The organism is Kribbella flavida DSM 17836, from assembly GCF_000024345.1.
GTDB classification, from domain to species: domain Bacteria; phylum Actinomycetota; class Actinomycetes; order Propionibacteriales; family Kribbellaceae; genus Kribbella; species Kribbella flavida.
Genome location: NC_013729.1, coordinates 2,376,830 through 2,393,673, shown reverse-complemented (window position 1 = coordinate 2,393,673; position 16,844 = coordinate 2,376,830). Strand labels below are relative to the sequence as shown.

11 protein-coding genes are annotated in these 16,844 nt (G+C 70.5%); 5 read left to right on the top strand and 6 right to left on the bottom strand.

The annotated features are described in order from the left end of the window. Positions 1–2: 2 nt before the first annotated feature. Positions 3–3,593, bottom strand: a complete 3,591-nt coding sequence (locus tag KFLA_RS11355) for a LamG domain-containing protein (RefSeq protein WP_158307272.1) — start codon at positions 3,591–3,593, stop codon at positions 3–5. 481 nt (positions 3,594–4,074) lie between these two features. Here KFLA_RS11355 and KFLA_RS11350 point away from each other — a divergent pair, with 481 nt between their 5' ends. The 3 genes from KFLA_RS11350 to KFLA_RS11340 all read left to right on the top strand — a co-directional run bounded on the left by KFLA_RS11350 (position 4,075) and on the right by KFLA_RS11340 (position 9,470). Beyond that, entirely contained in the window at positions 4,075–6,858 is a 2,784-nt protein-coding gene (locus KFLA_RS11350) for an AfsR/SARP family transcriptional regulator (protein ID WP_012919928.1), read from the top strand. 82 nt (positions 6,859–6,940) lie between these two features. Beyond that, the gene (locus KFLA_RS11345) at positions 6,941–8,359 is read left to right on the top strand and encodes an MBOAT family O-acyltransferase (RefSeq protein ID WP_012919927.1); all 1,419 of its coding nucleotides are present in this window, start codon (positions 6,941–6,943) and stop codon (positions 8,357–8,359) included. A gap of 10 nt (positions 8,360–8,369) precedes the next feature. After that, positions 8,370–9,470 (top strand): alginate O-acetyltransferase AlgX-related protein, encoded by a 1,101-nt coding sequence (locus KFLA_RS11340; RefSeq protein WP_148256608.1) that lies wholly within the window; start codon positions 8,370–8,372, stop codon positions 9,468–9,470. A gap of 51 nt (positions 9,471–9,521) precedes the next feature. On the opposite strand, the gene ndk is transcribed toward KFLA_RS11340, so the two are convergent. Genes ndk through KFLA_RS11325 form a run of 3 tightly spaced genes read right to left on the bottom strand, consistent with a single transcriptional unit; the run spans position 9,522 to position 11,681 of the window. After that, the gene (gene ndk, locus KFLA_RS11335) at positions 9,522–9,932 is read right to left on the bottom strand and encodes a nucleoside-diphosphate kinase (RefSeq protein ID WP_012919925.1); all 411 of its coding nucleotides are present in this window, start codon (positions 9,930–9,932) and stop codon (positions 9,522–9,524) included. Between the two features lie 55 nt (positions 9,933–9,987). Continuing rightward, positions 9,988–10,323 (bottom strand): DUF4233 domain-containing protein, encoded by a 336-nt coding sequence (locus tag KFLA_RS11330; RefSeq protein ID WP_012919924.1) that lies wholly within the window; start codon positions 10,321–10,323, stop codon positions 9,988–9,990. Then, positions 10,320–11,681, bottom strand: coding sequence for a bifunctional folylpolyglutamate synthase/dihydrofolate synthase (locus KFLA_RS11325; RefSeq protein WP_012919923.1), 1,362 nt, complete (start codon positions 11,679–11,681; stop codon positions 10,320–10,322). Before KFLA_RS11325 ends, KFLA_RS11330 begins: the two co-directional genes overlap by 4 nt. Before the next feature lie 72 nt (positions 11,682–11,753). Between KFLA_RS11325 and valS the strand changes: the two genes are divergently transcribed. Beyond that, positions 11,754–14,312, top strand: a complete 2,559-nt coding sequence (gene valS, locus KFLA_RS11320) for a valine--tRNA ligase (RefSeq protein WP_012919922.1) — start codon at positions 11,754–11,756, stop codon at positions 14,310–14,312. Positions 14,313–14,405: 93 nt separating this feature from the next. Here the strand turns inward: valS and KFLA_RS11315 are convergent, their stop codons facing one another. Continuing rightward, positions 14,406–15,416 (bottom strand): hypothetical protein, encoded by a 1,011-nt coding sequence (locus KFLA_RS11315; protein WP_012919921.1) that lies wholly within the window; start codon positions 15,414–15,416, stop codon positions 14,406–14,408. 134 nt (positions 15,417–15,550) lie between these two features. Further along, a complete protein-coding gene (locus tag KFLA_RS11310) occupies positions 15,551–15,889 on the bottom strand; it encodes a hypothetical protein (RefSeq protein WP_049797314.1) in 339 nt (112 codons plus the stop codon). 263 nt (positions 15,890–16,152) lie between these two features. Between KFLA_RS11310 and KFLA_RS11305 the strand changes: the two genes are divergently transcribed. Next, positions 16,153–16,635, top strand: a complete 483-nt coding sequence (locus KFLA_RS11305) for a hypothetical protein (RefSeq protein WP_012919920.1) — start codon at positions 16,153–16,155, stop codon at positions 16,633–16,635. Positions 16,636–16,844: the final 209 nt, after the last annotated feature.

Below are 16,844 nucleotides of genomic sequence, written 5' to 3'. Positions count from 1 at the left end.
TCTCAGGGTTTGACGACGACGTAGCCCAGCGGGCGATCGACCGTCTGGCCTTCGCAGTTGGGGTCGGTGGAGTCGAAGAGCTCGTTCCAGCCGGCCAGGCAGCGGAAGACCTGCCGGCTGGTCAGAGCAGCGGGCGGCTCGGTCCACACGTAGCCGGACGAGCCGATGACGGTCTTGCCCTCGCAAGCCGGATCGACGGAGCTGAACACGTCCGCACCGGTCGTGCACTGCATCCAGGCGGTCGTACCGGGCTGCTCGGTCATCGACAGGTAGCCCAGGGTGCCCTCAGGTTTCGGACCGCCCGGCAGCGCGCGGGTGCTCGATACGTGGTCGTAGGGATAGCCGCTCGCGACGTGCCGGACCAGACCGGCGTACGCCTTCGTGTAGCCGAGCAGGAACTCCATCTCGCCCTTCTCCTCGCAGCCGGCGTCGGTCGAGGCGAAGTGCGCGACGTTGTAGATGTAGCAGCGGTAGACCGGAACGCTGTCGACCCCGTCGGGCTTGCTGATCCAGAACTGCCCGACGGCGCCGAGGTTGGCGTGGTCGGCACAGTCCAGGTCCAGGAAGTAGTCCCTGGTGTTGTTGCGGCAGGAGTAGATGGTCCGGGTCCCCGGCGTGCCCGCGGGAGCCGGGACGCCGAGTGATGCCTCGTAGTGCGAGCCCGGCGGTACCGGCCCGTTGGTGACGATCCGGAGTCCGTTGGTGTTCGTGAATCTGGCCAGCTGTGCTCCGTACCGGCTCGGCCGGGAGCTCACCGGGGCGCCGTACTCGCTGAGCACCTGGTCACCCGTTCTGGCACCGGTCCAGACGTGGACGTCGTCGATCTGGCCCAGGAACGGGGTGGCTGGTCCGCCTGCCTGCTGACCGGCGCCGACGCGGAAGGCGCCGCCGGCTGTTGCCGCTGACTGGGCCGGCACGAAGCCACCCTCCTGCTGACCGTCGACGTACAGCCGGAGATGGCCGGCAGCGTGGTCGTAGACGCCGGTCAGCTGGGTCCAGGTTCCTGCCTGCGCCAGCTGGTCGGAGTCGACGACCGCCGTTGTGGTCGCACCGGTCGGAACCGAGAACGACCACTTGTGGTTGTCGCCGCGGTACCGCAGCTCGAAGCCGCTGGCCTGCGGGCCGTTCTGACTGAGCACGGTCCGCGTCGTACCGTCGGTCACGTCGAGTCGCACCCTGGCGCTGACGGTGAAGCCGGAGTCCGTCCGGACCACCGGGTCCGTGGTGCTGACGGTGCCTCCGGAACCGTCGAACCGGATCCCACCGGCGCCGACGTCGCCGGTGCTGCGGGTCACGCCGGCTCCGAGCGTGCCGAGCCGGTAGTTGCCGGAGACGTCCACCGCCGGACCGCTGCCTTCCTCGAACGGCCAGAACAGCTCCTCGGTGGCCGGCCGGCCGGCGAGGTCGTCGATCTCCGGCTCGGTGAGCACCCGCTGGTAGATGCGGGCGTCGTCGATCGAGCCGAGCCAGTAGTTGGTCATCGCCTTCTGGACTTGAGCGGCGCCCAGCTGCGCCAGCCCGGTCGCCTGCCACGGGGTGGTGTGACCGTTGACGGTGGCCGGTACGCCGTCGACGTAGAGCCGGATCTGCTTGGCCGCGTCGTCGAAGACGCCGGTCAGATGGGTCCAGCGACCTGCCACCGCGGCGGCCGGCGACTGGACGACGTCGCGGAAGGCCGTGTCGGAGTTCGTCGCGGGCAGGGTGAAGTTCCACCGCTTGGTGTTGCCGTTGTACTGCAGGAAGAAGCCGCTGATCGTGGAACCGCTCTGGCTCACCGCCGTGCGGAACGTCGAGTCGGCCTGGTCCAGCTTGACCCACGCCGCGACCGAGAACGACTTGCCGGTGTCGACCGCGGACCGCTTCGAGGTGGTGACGGCCGCGGTCCGGGTGCCGTTGAACCACAGGGCATCGCCGTGCCGGCCACCCCGCCACGCCACCGCGCCACCGCTGGGTAGAACGCCGTCCAGCCGCGCCGGAGACTCGTCCACCACCGCGGTGTCCGTTCCGTGCCCGTCCAGTCGCCAGTGCGCGACCGGCGGCGTTCCCCGGCCGACGAAGAACGAGTACGTCGTCACCACCGCCGAAACGTTGCCCGCCTTGTCGACGGCGCGAACGGTGAGAGTCTGCCGGCCGTCGTCCGGTGGGGTCACCAGAGTTCGGGCGACACCGTCCGCACCGATCGCGACGTAGCGCTCCTGCAGGGGCTCGCCGTCGCCGCCGCCACTGGCGTCCGCACCCTCCAGTGTGTAACGGAAGCCCGCCACGTCGGCGTCACGGCCGGAGGTGTCGCCGCCGGCCGTGAACTCGAAACCGCCGGTGAAGCCCACCGCACCGCTGGCCGGGCAGTTCACCTGGTCCGGGCACCGCTTGTAGGTCGGTGAGGTCACGCCGGGCGCGTACTTCGGGGCCTCCGTGTCGATCGTGACGTCACACCACGGCGACGGCGCGGAGTGGTCCACACCGTCGAACCCCGCGACGCGCCACGACAGCATCCGGCCGTTGACGTTGAACTGGCCGGGCACGTCGATGCTGAACCGGCCCGGAGAGTTCAGGCCGGTGGTGGTGACGGCGTACAGCTGGGTGGTGTGGTTGCGCTCGTACAACGTGTACTTCGCCTGCAGGGTGCCGCCGTCCTGGTCGGCGATCGTCGACCACAGCCGGGGCCCACGGCTCTGCTGCGGCGCGGACAGCTGCGGATTGATGCGGACCTCGCCGGCGCCGACGCCGCACGGCTTGCCGTTCTCGACCGTCAGGTCGGTCGGCACGCCGGGCACGGTGTTGTAGGTGACGCTGAGCGAAGGGTTCCAGGCGAACTTGCGCCAGTTGAGCTGGTCGGACTCGTTCCCGGCGCTGAGCCGGACCGTAGTGGTCCGCAGGCCGGTGCCAGGGCTTGTCGACCAGTTGACGACGGCATGCGCGTTGTACTCGGCGTACTGCTGCGACGGGCAGTCGGAACGGCCGCCGGCGACGTTGCGGCCCCCTAGGTCGAAGACTCCGGCCGGCTGGTTGCTCCAGGTGGTCCCGGTTCCGACCGGACCGGTGCCCCAGGCACGGACCGGGAGGGCGGCGCAACTGGGGGAGTAGACGTTCAGGGCCCGGAAGCTGGCACCGAGGATGTGCTTGCCGTTGAGCCAGCCGGTGTCGTACTGGAAGAACGCCCGGGCCACCCCGATGCCGTTGCACCAGCCGTCCTCGTAGCACCGCCCGACCTTCGCGACGCCGTCCCCGTCGCCGCCCCAGTAGCTACCGCTCGGGTAGCCGGAGAAGACCATCGCCCAGCCGGTCTGGGCCGGGGCGACCGGACTGCCCGGTACACCGGCCGCGAGGCTAGGTCCCGCAGCCTGTACCGGCGCAGCCTGCAGAGTGGCAGTGAGCGTGCCGTTCGGATTGGCGACCACCTTGCGGGTCGGTGTGCGCTGCGCAGTCACCTCCACCGAGCGCTTGGTGCGGCGCGCTTCGGCGAGCGCCCGGGTGCCGGAACCGCCTGGTGCGGTCGCGGCGGCCGGTTCGTTCGCGGTGGGCCTGGTTGTGGCGGGCCCAGCTGTGGCGGCCGCCGAGGTGGTCGTTGCCGGAGTTGCTCCGGCCGGCGTCACCGGCAGCAGTATGGCGACTGCTGCTGCCAGCGCGAGTCGTCTCGGCCGTCGCCTACCGCCGCCCCGGAGTCTGTGTATGAGCGCAAGCGCTTGCCCCACGGTTCCCTCCCTCATCCGCGGGCCCGCAGTCGGCCCGTCGCAGCGAGGATGAGGTGACGTCCTTTCAAAACGCTGTCAGTCCGGATCCGGCAGCGTGAAGCGCTTCGACGGGCGCAGCAGAACGGGTCGGAAACTGCGGGGCGGTGACGAGAGAAGCGCCCGGGTGGTGCCGCCGCCCAGTCGGGCGGCGGCACCACGCGCCCCCAGATCTCGCCCCTCCCCTGATGGGCGAGCGCTCCTCCCCACAGGCGCGACGCGGGTGACTGCGAGCCGGGCCTGAGGACCAGGACCGCGGTGACCGTGCGCCGCCACAGCTTGCCTGCTCGGGCATTCATCGCGCTTTCGTGCGGCTTTCGCCCGCCGTGGGGGCCAGAATGGCCGGATGGAGTTTCGCCTGCTCGGCCCGGTGGAGGTCCTCGACGACTCCGGCCGGCGGATCGAGCTGGCCGCGAACCGGCTGCGCGTGCTGCTCGCCGCCCTGCTGCTCCAGCCCAACCGGGTCGTCGCCGGCCAGGAGCTGATGGACACGCTGTGGGAGGAAGACCTGCCGGCCCGTCCTCGCGCGGCGCTGCAGACCTACGTGTCCCGCCTCCGGACTCTGCTCGGCCGTCCGCTGATCCGCACCGAGGCCGCGGGCTACGTGATCGCCGTCGACGCCGGTGACATCGACCTGACTCGCTTCCGAGACCTGGTTGGGGCCAGTACTGAGACCACAGATGCGGGCGAGCGAGTGCAGCTACTGACGGCTGCGCTCGCTTTGTGGCGAGGAGAGCCGCTGGCTGGGCTGGTCGCTGGGGCACTGATCCGCGACGCCATCCCCACGCTCACCGAGGAGCGGCTCCACGCCACCGCGCTACTGCTGACCGCCCGGCTCGAGCAAGGCGACCACGCTGCCGTCACCTCGGAGCTGCGCGGCCTGACCCGCCGGCACCCCCTGCGCGAGTCGCTCTGGGCTCTCCTCATGCAGGCACAGATCAAGGCCGGTCGGCCGGCGGATGCGTTGGCCACCTTCAGCGAGGCGTCCCACCGGCTGGCCGACGAGCTAGGTCTCGACCCTGGCCCGGGGCTGCGCCGTCTGCATCAAGCCGTACTGGCGACGGACGCCCGCGCGGCCGCCGTACGGAGTACGCGTGAGGTGATTCCGCATCAGCTGCCGACCGTGGGGCGGACGTTCGTTGGCCGGGACGCGGAGCTGGCTGAGCTCGACCGCGTGCTACTGAGCTCCACCGGGTCCATCGCTGTCATCTCAGGGACCGCTGGCGTGGGCAAGACCGCGCTGGCGGTCCGCTGGGCCGAGCGGGCGAGCGTGCAGTTCCCTGATGGTCAGCTGTACGTCAACCTGCGCGGCTTCGACCCGACCGGCGAGCTGGTCTCGCCGGAGGACGCCGTGCGCGGGTTCCTTGACGCGCTGCAGATGATGCCGGGCCGCATCCCGTCCGGCGCGGCCGCGCAGTACGCCCTCTACCGGACGCTGCTGGCGAACCGCCGGATGCTGATAGTGCTCGACAACGCGCGGAACGCCGCCCAGGTCCGTTTTCTGCTTCCAGGTGGGAACACCTGCCGCGTGGTCGTCACCAGCCGCAACGCACTACCGGGCCTGCTGGCGGCAGAGGGCGCTCACCCCCTCTCACTGGATCTGATGGACCGCGATCAGGCCCGGTCGTTGCTGGGAGATGCCGTAGGACGTCAGCGCCTGCAGGCCGAGCCGGAGGCGGCCGAGGAGCTTGTGACGCTCGCCGCCCGGCTGCCACTCGCGCTGTCGCTGGTGGCAGCTCACGCCGCCGCACACCCCAGCTGGTCACTCGAGGCCGTCGCAACCGACTTACGCCGTACCAGGCAAGGGCTTGACGTCTTCGCCGGTGAGGACGAGGCGACCGACCTGCGTGCCGTCTTCTCTTGGTCCTACCAGCTCGTCACGGCCACCTCGGCACGCGTGTTCCGGCTGGCCGGCGTACATCCTGGTCCTGATCTGCCCATCGCCGCCGTCGCCGCGCTCGCCGGTACGACGCCCGGCCGTGTGCAGCCCGCGCTGGACGAGCTGGAGCGCGCTCATCTGCTCACCCAGCACTCCCCCGGCCGCTACTCGACCCACGACCTCCTGCACGTGTACGCCGCGGAGCTCGTCCGGCAGCACCACGAGCGACACGATTCGCTCCGGCGCCTGCTCGACTACTACCTCCGTACGGCAGACGCCGGTGACCAGTGGTTGCGCCCACACCGAGACCCCGACGAACTGCCCGAGCCCGCCGGTACGCCGTACGCGCAGAGCTTCGGCGGTTACCAGGAGGCGTTCGACTGGTTCGAGGAGGAGTGGACGAACCTGGTTGCGCTGGTGGAGCAGGCGGCCCGTCGGGAGTTCGACACGCACGCCACCCAACTGGCTCGCACGATCACCGGGTTCCTGGAGCGGCGTGGGCTGTGGAGCACCTGGGTCGACGTCATGGCGACCGCCGTGCGCGCCTGCGAGAGGTCCGGCGACCGCGCGGGACAGGTGATGGCCCGTCGCTACCGTGCTCACGCACTCGCGCGGCAGCAGCGACTCGACGAAGCACGGGTCGAGGCGGAGACCGCGCTGGAGCTGGCCAAGCACGACCGGGTCGCTCAGGCGTGGTGCGAGCGGATGCTGGCTTTCGTCCTGGCTCAGCAGGACAGGCTCAAGGAGTCCTTCGAGCATGACCTGATCGCCTCGAACCTGTTCAAGGCAGCAGGTCACCGGACCGGCCAGGCGCTCGCGCTGAACTCATTGGGCCTGCTGCACGCCTCGGCGTTCGGTGAGTACGAGCAGGCGCTCCAGAACTGCCGGGAGGCTCAGCGGCTTTACCAGGAGGTCGGCCACAAACTCGGCGAAGCCGCCACCTGGGACCACCTCGGGTACACCTACCGCGCCCAGTCCTCGCACCAGGACGCCATCAGCTGCTACCAAAAGGCTCTTGCGCTCTACCGTGACCTCAACGATTTGTACTATCAGGCGCTGATGCTGCAGCATCTCGGTGACGTACAGCTCGAGCTGGGGGACGAAAGCGCGGCGGGCGGCTCGTGGGCGTCGGCACTCGCTCTCCTGACCGAGATCGACCACCCCGCCGCCGAAGCACTGAACGAAAGGCTCCGCGCCCTCGGATCCGACCTCGGCGACAACCGAATAGCCTCTCGGGGCATCCACGGCTGAGCGCACCAGCCCGGCGTTCCCATGGCGCCTTGTCCGTACCAACCCTGCCGTCATCACGCCGGTCCGTCTGGGGGAGACCAGCTTGTCCTTCGCCGCGCCACTGTTCCTGTGGTATTTCCTGCCCGCGGTGCTGCTGGCCAGCTGGATCCTGCCGCACCGCGCCCGCAACGGCGTGCTCGCGGTCTTCTCGCTCGGGTTCTACGCCGTCGGCGGCAAGGAGTTCGTGCTGCTGCTGCTCGCCCTGATCGCGGTGAACTACGCCGCGGGCCTGGCGATCGGCGCACTGCCGCTGCGGCGCCGCAAGGCGGTCGTGGTGGCGACGGTGCTCGCCGACCTGGCCGTGCTGGCGGTCTGGAAGTACGCCGGCTTCGCCTCCACCGCGGTGAGCTCGATCGCGAGCTCGCTCGGCCTCGGCGACACCCGCGTGGTCAGCCTGGCGCTGCCGATCGGGATCAGCTTCTTCACCTTCCACCACCTGTCGTACGTCGTCGACGTGTACCGCGGCGTCCGGCCGCCGATGCGCAACCCGCTGACCTTCGTCACCTACATCGCGATGTTCCCGCAGCTGGTGGCCGGGCCGATCGTGCGGTACCACGAGATCGCCGACCAGCTGAACGACGCCCGGCGCGACCGGCTGGCCGACTTCGCCGAGGGCTTCCCGCGGTTCGCCTGGGGCCTGTTCAAGAAGGTCGCGATCGCCGACTCGCTGGCCCCGATCGCCGACGCCGCGTTCGCCTCGCCCGACCCGTCGACGTCGACGGCCTGGATCGGCGCGCTCGCCTACACCGGGCAGATCTACTTCGACTTCTCCGGCTACTCCGACATGGCGATCGGGCTCGGCATGATGTTCGGCCTGCGGCTGCCGGAGAACTTCGCCCGCCCGTACTCCGCGATCTCGGTGACCGACTTCTGGCGGCGCTGGCACCAGTCGCTGTCGCGCTGGTTCCGCGACTACCTGTACGTGCCGCTCGGCGGGAACCGGGGCGGCACGTTCCGCACGTACCGCAATCTGAGCATCGTGTTCCTGACCACGGGTCTGTGGCACGGGGCCGCGTGGACCTTCGTGATCTGGGGCGCGTTCCACGGCCTGCTGCTGATCATCGAGCGGGCCACCGGACTCGGCAGCTCGGACCGCTGGGCCGGGCCGCGCCGCGCGATCACCTTCCTGCTGGTGGTCTTCGGCTGGGTGCTGTTCCGGGCCGAGTCGCTGCCCGCGGCCGGGCGGATGCTGCAGGCGATGGTGACTCCGGAGGGCTGGTCGATCGCGCCGGACGTGGCGGTGCTGCTCTCCGGCCACCGGATCCTGCTGCTCGTGCTCGTGCTCGCGTCCACCCTGCTGCCCGCCACCTGGGTGACCGGCCGGGTGATCGACGGCCTGCAGGACAACACCCCGGTCTGGGCCCGCCGCTCGGTCCGCGGTATCGCGGTCGCCCTGGCCCCGTACGCCGGCATCGTGGCGGTGGCCGGCACGTTCAGCCCGTTCCTGTACTTCCAGTTCTGAGGGTGATGTGGTGAAAGCCAGTCGGATGGCCGTGCTCGCGGTCGCGGTCGTGTTCGTGTTCGGGCCCGCCGCCGGGTACCTGGCCGGCTTCCGGCAGGCGCCGGTGGACAACCGGGCGATCGCGCCCGCGCCGGAGGCCTCGGACGGCTTCGACGCGCTGGACGCGGTCGGGCCGTGGGCCGCGGACCGGCTGGCCGGGCGGTCGAGCGCCGTACGGGCCAAGTCGTGGTTCGACTTCCACGTGCTGCGGGAGGTGCCGGCCTCGAACAAGGTGGTCCGGGGCTCCGACGGCTATTTGTTCCTGGGCGAGGACTTCACCAAGGCGTGCAACCTGACGCCGGGGTTCAAGCGAGGGCTGGACGGACTCGCCCGGCTGGCCGAGGTGATCCGCCAGTCCGGCCGCAGGGTCGTCTTCACCGCCGGCCCGAACAAGTCCTCGGTCGTGTCCGAAGCGCTGCCGTCCGTCGTACCGAAGGGGCAGTGCGCGCTGGACGGGATCGCCACCCAGCAGCAGATCCTCGACTCGTACCAGCACTCGCTGTGGGTCGGGGTCCGCGAGGAGCTGACGAAGTCGCAGACGTACTGGCGGACCGACTCGCACTGGTCGGGCGTGGGATCCGCGGTGTTCGCCAAGGCGCTGGCGGCGAAGCTGGATCCGCGGCTGGCCGCCCGGATCACCACCACGCCGGACTCCGTCACCAAGACCGCCGACCTGAACGTGCTGCTCGGACTGACCGAGACCGAGACGCCGCCGTCGGTGCAACTGTCCGCGGGCGGTACGGTGACTCCCCGCCCCGGCTACGCCGCCTACGACCCGCTGAAGGTGCTGTACGGCGTGGAGAAGTGGACCACGACGCCGTCGACCGGCCTGATCGGCGGCAAGTCCGTCATCATCGGCGACTCGTTCGCGTACTCCGCGCTGGGCAACCTGCGGCCGCTGTTCGCCGACGGCACGTTCCTGTGGATCGGCCACGTCAGCGAGGCTCAGATCTTCGCTGCCATCAAGGAGTCCGACACGGTCGTGATCGAGATCGTCCAGCGCAGCATCACCCCGGCGCACCCCTTCGCCACCCCGGCCTTCCGCCAGAAGGTGGCCGCCGCACTGCGCTGACTCCGGGTCCCCCGGCGCGGACCACCGAGCAGTCGCGCCGGGGAGCGGGCGTCAGGGGACGTCGGGGAACCAGAGCTTGATCTCGCGAGCGGCGGACTCCGCGGAGTCCGAGCCGTGCACGAGGTTCTCCCGGTTGGACAGCGAGAGGTCGCCGCGGATCGTGCCGGGAGCCGCCTTGCGGCCGTCGGTGGCGCCGTTCAGCGCGCGCACGACCTCGATCGCCTCGTCGCCCTCGAGCACCAGGGCGACCAGCGGGCCGCTGGTGACGAACGCGCGCAGCGGCGGGTAGAAATCCCGCTCGACGTGCTCGGCGTAGTGCTGGTCGGCCGTCTCGCCGTCGATCGTGCGCAGCTCCATCGCCACGATCGACAGGCCCTTCGCCTCGAACCGGCCAAGGATCTCGCCGACCAGGCCACGGCGTACGGTGTCGGGCTTCAGCAGGACGAGGGTGCGCTGCGACATGTCTCTCTTCTCTTTCTCGACGGCTCCGCGACGGGGCGGTGGTTGGGCCGCGAGCCTAACCGGCGGAGGCTTCGTGCGCCCGCTTGGCCTCTTCGATCCGCCGGCCCAGCACGATCGCCATCACCCAGAACGCGCCGAACGCGAGTCCGAGCACGAACATCACCGGTACGACGAAGCCGAGCCCGATCGCGCCGGCCTGGACGGCCCAGCCGAGCACGTAACCGGCCTGGGTGCGCAGCAGACCGGCCGCGACGATCGCGAGCACCGCGAGGCCGAGGCACAGCGGCAGCGCCGTACTGGCATCCACGCCGGCCACCGAGATCATCACGATCGTGGCCAGCGCGAGCACGATCGACTCGAACCCGAGCACGATCGACGCCAGCGACCTCATCGCCGGTCCCCGTCCTTGGGCTTGCGGACCAGCAGGGCGCGGGCCTCGCCGGCGGTGATCACCGAACCGGTGACCAGGACGCCGCCGCTGCCGAACGCGATCGCGTCCTGCTCGGCCAGCCGCAGCGCCTCGTCGATCGCGTCCACCAGGCGCGGGCGGACCAGCACCCGGTCCTCGCCGAACACCTCGGCCGCGATCTCGCCCAGCTCCTCGGCCGGCATCGACCGCTCGAACGAGTTCCGGGTGCAGACGATCGACTCCATGATCGGCTCGTACGCCTCGAGCACGCCGTACACGTCCTTGTCCCGCATCACGCCGACCACGCCGATCAGCGGGTTGAAGGTGAACGCCTCGGACACCGTCGCCGCGGTCGCCTCGGCGCCGTGCGGGTTGTGCGCGGCGTCGACGATGATCGTCGGGCCGGTCCGGACCACCTCCATCCGGCCCGGCGAGGTGACCTCGGCGAACCCGGCCTGGACGACCTCGGTGGTGACCCGGCCCTCGGTCTGCTCGGTCGCCCCCAGCAGCGCCTCGACGGCGGCCAGCGCGGTCGCTGCGTTGTGCGCCTGGTACTCGCCGTGCAGCGGAAGGAAGATGTCCTCGTACTCGCCGGCCAGGCCCTTGATCGAGATCAGCTGCCCGCCGACCGCGACCGTGCGGCTGGTGACGCCGAACTCCAGTCCCTCGCGCGCGACCTGCGCGCCGACCTGGGCGGCCCGGCGCTGCAGCACCTCCAGCACGTCGAGGCTCTGCTGCGCTATCACCGCCGTCCCGCCCGGCTTGATGATCCCGGACTTCTCGCCGGCGATCGTGACCGGGTCCCCGCCGAGCAGGTGCGCGTGGTCGACGGCGACCGGGGTGATCACCGAGACCACGCCGTCGGCCACGTTGGTGGAGTCCCAGGTGCCGCCCAGGCCGACCTCGAGGATCGCGACGTCGACGGGCGCGTCGGCGAAGACGGCGAACCCCATCGCGGTGATCACCTCGAAGAACGACAGCGGGTGCTTCTGCTCGGCGTCGACGACGTCCAGGTACGGCGCGATCTCGGCGTACGCGGCGACGAACTGCTGCTCGCTGACCGGCTCGCCGTTCAGCGTGATCCGCTCCCGGACCGTCTCCAGGTGCGGGCTGGTGAACCGGCCGGTGCGCAGCCCGGCCTCGCGCAGCAGGGAGTCGATCATCCGGGCGGTCGAGGTCTTGCCGTTGGTCCCGGTCAGGTGCACCACCGGGTACGCCTTCTGCGGGTCGCCCAGCAGCTCCACCAGGCGCTGGATCCGCTCCAGGCTGGGATCGATCTTGTTCTCCGGCCAGCGGGCCTGGAGCTTGGCCGACACGTCGGCGTAGGTGAGGTCGCTCATCAGGACGCCAGTCTAGTGAGGGCTGTGGATATCCGGTCGGAGCATCCCTTGACAACCACTACGATTGTGCGCATGACCGAGATCTCCCGCGTTCCCGACAAGCCCACCCTCGAAGGCCTCGAGGAGAAGTGGGCTGCGGTATGGCGGGAGCAGCAGACCTACGCGTTCGACCGGACGGCCGAGCGGGCCGACGTCTACTCGATCGACACCCCGCCGCCGACCGTGTCCGGGTCCCTGCACGTCGGGCACATCTTCAGCTACACCCACACCGACCTGATCGCCCGCTTCCAGCGGATGCGCGGCAAGAAGGTCTTCTACCCGATCGGCTGGGACGACAACGGCCTGCCCACCGAGCGCCGGGTCCAGAACTACTACGGCGTCCGCTGCGACCCGACCCTGCCGTACGACCCCGACTTCACCCCGCCGGCCAAGCCGGACCCGAAGAAGCAGCTCCCGATCAGCCGGCAGAACTTCGTCGAGCTGTGCGGCGAGCTGACCCACATCGACGAGCAGGCGTTCGAGGCGATGTGGCGCCAGGTCGGGCTGAGCGTCGACTGGTCGTACCTCTACACCACCATCTCGGAGGACTCGCGGCGGACGTCGCAGCGAGCCTTCCTGCGCAACTTCGCCCGCGGCGAGGCGTACCTGTCCGAGGCGCCGACGATGTGGGACGTCACCTTCCAGACCGCGGTCGCGCAGGCCGAGCTGGAGGCGCGGGAGTACGCCGGTGCCTTCCACCGGATCGCCTTCCACGGTCCCGAAGGCCCGATCCACATCGAGACCACCCGGCCGGAGCTGATCCCCGCCTGTGTCGCGCTGATCGCCCACCCGGACGACGAGCGCTACCAGGCGTTGTTCGGTACGACGGTCCGCTCGCCGCTGTTCGGTGTCGAGGTCCCGGTCCTGGCGCACGAGGCGGCCGAGCCGGACAAGGGCGCCGGTATCGCGATGTGCTGCACCTTCGGCGACCTGACCGACGTCCAGTGGTGGCGCGAGCTGCAACTCCCGGTCCGTACCGTCATCGGCCGCGACGGCCGGCTGCTGCGCGAGACGCCGGAGTGGCTGCAGGGCTCCGAGGTCGCCGGCGCCGAACTCTATGCCGAGCTGGCCGGCAAGACCGTCTTCAGCGCCCGCGAGCTGGTCGTGGCGAAGCTGCGCGAGAGCGGTGACCTGGATGGCGAGCCGAAGCCGACCCAGCGGATGGCGAACTTCTTCGAGAAGGGCGACAAGCCGCTCGAGATCGTCTCCACCCGCCAGTGGTACATCCGCAACGGCGGCCGCGACGCCGACCTCAAGGCCGAGTTCGTCGAGCGCGGCAACGAGCTCGGCTGGGTCCCCGAGCACATGAAGCACCGCTACCTGAACTGGGTCGAGGGGCTGAACGGCGACTGGCTGATCTCCCGCCAGCGCTTCTTCGGCGTGCCGTTCCCGGTCTGGTACCCGATCGGCCACGACGGCGAGCCGGACTACGACCACCCGCTGATGCCGAGCGAGGCCGAGCTGCCGATCGACCCGACCTCGCAGTGCCCGCGCGGGTACGACGAGTCCCAGCGCGGCAAGCCCGGCGGTTTCCAGGCCGACCCCGACGTGATGGACACCTGGGCGACGTCGTCGCTCAGCCCGCACATCGTCTGCGGCTGGGAGCGCGACCCGGACCTGTTCGCCCGCACCTTCCCGATGGACCTGAACACGCACGCCCACGAGATCATCCGTACCTGGCTGTTCTCCCGCGTCGTCCGGGCCCACTTCGAGAACGGCACGCTGCCGTGGGCGCGGTCGATGATCTCCGGGTTCGTCGTCGATCCCGACCGCAAGAAGATGTCGAAGTCCAAGGGCAACGCGATCGTGCCGTCGGAGATCCTCGACAAGTACGGCTCGGACGCGGTCCGCTGGCGCGCCGCGATGGCCCGGCCGGGGCTGGACTCGCCGTTCGACGAGTCACAGATGAAGGTCGGCCGCCGGCTCGCGATCAAGGTCCTGAACGCGTCGAAGTTCGTGCTCGGCTTCGGGGCGACGTCCGCGGACCCGACCGCCGTCACCGAGGCGGTCGACCTGGCGATGCTGCACAAGCTGCGCCAGGTCGTCGGCGAGGCCACCGCGGCGTTCGAGCGGTACGACTACACCGGCGCGCTGGAGGTCAGCGAGCGGTTCTTCTGGACCTTCTGCGACGACTACGTCGAGCTGGTCAAGGAGCGCGCGTACGGCGGTCAGGGTGAGGCCGCGGCCAACTCGGCGAAGGCGGCGCTCGCGGTCGCCCTGTCGGTCCAGCTGCGCCTGCTCGCGCCGTACCTGCCGTTCGCGACCGAAGAGGTCTGGTCGTGGTGGCAGGAGGGCTCGATCCACCGGACCAGCTGGCCGGTCGCCGACGTCGACATCGCGGTCGCCGAGCAGGACCCGGCCGTGCTGGACGCGGTCGCCGAGGTGCTCGCCGGCATCCGCGGCGCCAAGTCCACCGCACAGGTCTCGATGAAGACCGAGGTCAGCAAGGTCGAGGTCACCGGCCCCGCCGCCCGCCTCACCCTGGCCGAGCGCGCCGAGAACGACCTGCGCGCCGCCGGCCGCATCACCGGCGAGATCGTCTGGAGTCCGGAGACCGACGCCGACACCGTCGCGGTCGTCGCCACGCTCTGACCTTCGGCTTGGCCGACACGCCCTCGTCCGTAACGCCCGCTTCCTCCCGGAGGCGGGCGTTACCGCTTTCACCGCTACGACTACGCTGCGAAGTCAGTCGCCCGATATGGAACCATCGGGTGCGACCCGGCGACCAGGCCTGTCCGAAGGAGCACCCCCGATGAGCGACGAGAACCAGCCCCCCACCGGCACCCCCACCCCGGCTGACTCGACCCCCTCGGACAAGCCCGCGAAGAAGACGACCCGCCGCCCCAGCAAGAAGTCCACCGCGCGGACGCCGAAGCCGACCACGCCTGCGCCGGCGGAGCTTCCCTTCGAGCCGCCGGCCCCGACTGGTTCCACGCCCGAGCGCAAGTCCCGCAAGACGACCGCCACGCCGGACTCTCCTGCGCCGTCGGAGTCGTCCGCTGAGCCGGAATCTCGGGCGACGCCCGAGTCGTCCGCAGCATCCGCATCGCCCGCGACGCCGGACACGTCCCCCACTCCGGCATCCTCCTCGACGCCGGACTCGGGCCCCGCCGCGGCGTCCCCGTCCGCCCTGGAGTCATCCGCTGATCCCGCTGCTCGGGCCAAGCCCGCGAAGGCGAAGAAGGCCGCCGCCTCGAAGTCCGGTCGGACGCCGATGCCGTCGCAAACTCCGATGCCTGCGCAGACTCCGATGCCCGCGCAGACTCCGATCCGCCCGCCGAGCACCACCAAGTCCGCCGACGACGCCTCCGAGACCGGCCGAACAGGCAAGGCCACGGCGACCGCCTCCGCAGTGTCGGCCCCCAAGTCGCCGTCCGCAGGAACCGACGAAGGCAACCGCACCTCGGCAACCAAGTCCGCCGAAACCAGCAGCACGCCGCCGGCACCCGCCGTTCCCGGCACACCTGCAAAGCCGACCGCCGAAGCCACAAGCAACTCCCCCGGCTCGACCGAAGCCTCCGGCAAAGGTTCGGCACCGACGAACAAGGTGCCCGCAGCAACCAACAAGTCCACCGGCGTCCCGGCGGCCTCCCCGGTCAACCCTGCCTCGGCCGCCAGCTCAACCGTCGGCTCCGCAGGCGACTCCGCGAGCTCCCCTGTAACTACCGCCAGCACTTCTCCCGGTTCAACGGGCACTAGCCCTCACAGTTCCTCGCGCCCGGCCGGAACGCCTGCAGCCAAGGGCACTGGAACCGCAATCCCCCCAGCCGGATCGCCTGGCGCGGGAGAAACGTCTGCTGGTGCCCCCGAATCTCCTTCGGCGGGCTCACCTACCGGTGCAGCAGGAGCCGCTGCGGCGCCAGCCGGCGGGGCTGCGGGACCGAGTTCGTCCGGGCCCCTGCAGTCGACCGGTCCGGCTGATACTTCGAGCACGACTGATCCCGGCGGCCCCGCTGGTCCTGCCGGCGCGGCTGGTCCTGCCGGCGCGGCTGGTCCTGCCGGCGCGGCTGGTCCCCGAGGTGCGGCTGGCCCCGCGAGCGCACCCGCGCCGACGCCAACCCCTGGTACTGCGAACGCGACCGGCGCCCCCAGCACCGCTGGCCCCGCAGCGGCGGCTGGAGCCGCGGGTACAGCAGGTACTGCTCACGCATCCGGCCCAGCGGGTACACCTGGCAAGCCAACCAAGGCCAGTCCCACAGGCACAGCCGGTACCACAAGCACCACCACCCCGGCGGGTACGCCTGGCAGCCCGGCCACCAGCAGCCCGGCGGGTACGCCAGGCGGCCCGAACACGACCGGCCCAGCCGGGACGCCCGGTTCGGCCACCGCCGTTGGTTCAGCCGGAGACGGGGCTGGAGCCACCGGCGGTGCAGGCAAGGACACCGCCAGAAAGGGCTGGCGGCGCAATCCCTGGGTCACCGTCGGGGGCGTCGTGCTGGTGTTGCTGGTGCTGGCCGGGTTCGGGTACTTCGCTGGGCTGGGGCCGATGAACCGGTTGAACACGGCTCGGGACATCACCCCGCCGGCGAAGCTCGCGGGGCTGGAGCGGATCAGCGACACCCAGGTGCGGGACCAGTTGAAGCTGGATCAGACGCGGGAGGCGTTGAGCCGGATCAACGACGGCAAGCAGGCGACCGTCGAGGCGTACGGGGATCTCAACGGCAAGCGCATGTACATCGTGATCGCGCTGCGCGGCAAGGTCGACATCGACAAGACGATCAAGGACTCCGGCGCGACGCCGGACCAGGTGCGCGGGATCGGCGACTCGATCTGTGTGACGGCGACCGACACCCTGCCGACGCAGTGCTACCGCGGGTCGAACACGTTGACTGTGATCGTGCAGGCGGCCAACGACGGCGTCACGGTCGACGAGGTCGGACCGGTCACCGACGAGGCGTTCAACGCGATGAAGTAGGGCCTGGGAACACACCACCCAGGCCGGCACGGCCGCCGTCGGTATCCGGCGGCGGCACCGTCCCCCCACCTCCGCTCTCCCCGCCCAACCTCGACCTTGAGCACCACCCAGCCACCGGAAGCATCGATTCCTGACCGAGCGGTGCTCAAGGTGGGGACTTGGGAGATCGGTCTGCCGCCCGCGGCACGGCCGGGCTCGGCGGCGCCGGA

What these genes read in the sequence shown, in the direction of transcription:
- KFLA_RS11350 (WP_012919928.1), top strand. Translation starts at nt 4,075, where the DNA reads ATGGAGTTTCGCCTGCTCGGCCCGGTGGAGGTCCTCGACGACTCCGGC.
- ndk (WP_012919925.1), bottom strand. Translation starts at nt 9,932, where the DNA reads ATGTCGCAGCGCACCCTCGTCCTGCTGAAGCCCGACACCGTACGCCGT.
- KFLA_RS11330 (WP_012919924.1), bottom strand. Translation starts at nt 10,323, where the DNA reads ATGAGGTCGCTGGCGTCGATCGTGCTCGGGTTCGAGTCGATCGTGCTC.
- KFLA_RS11325 (WP_012919923.1), bottom strand. Translation starts at nt 11,681, where the DNA reads ATGAGCGACCTCACCTACGCCGACGTGTCGGCCAAGCTCCAGGCCCGC.
- valS (WP_012919922.1), top strand. Translation starts at nt 11,754, where the DNA reads ATGACCGAGATCTCCCGCGTTCCCGACAAGCCCACCCTCGAAGGCCTC.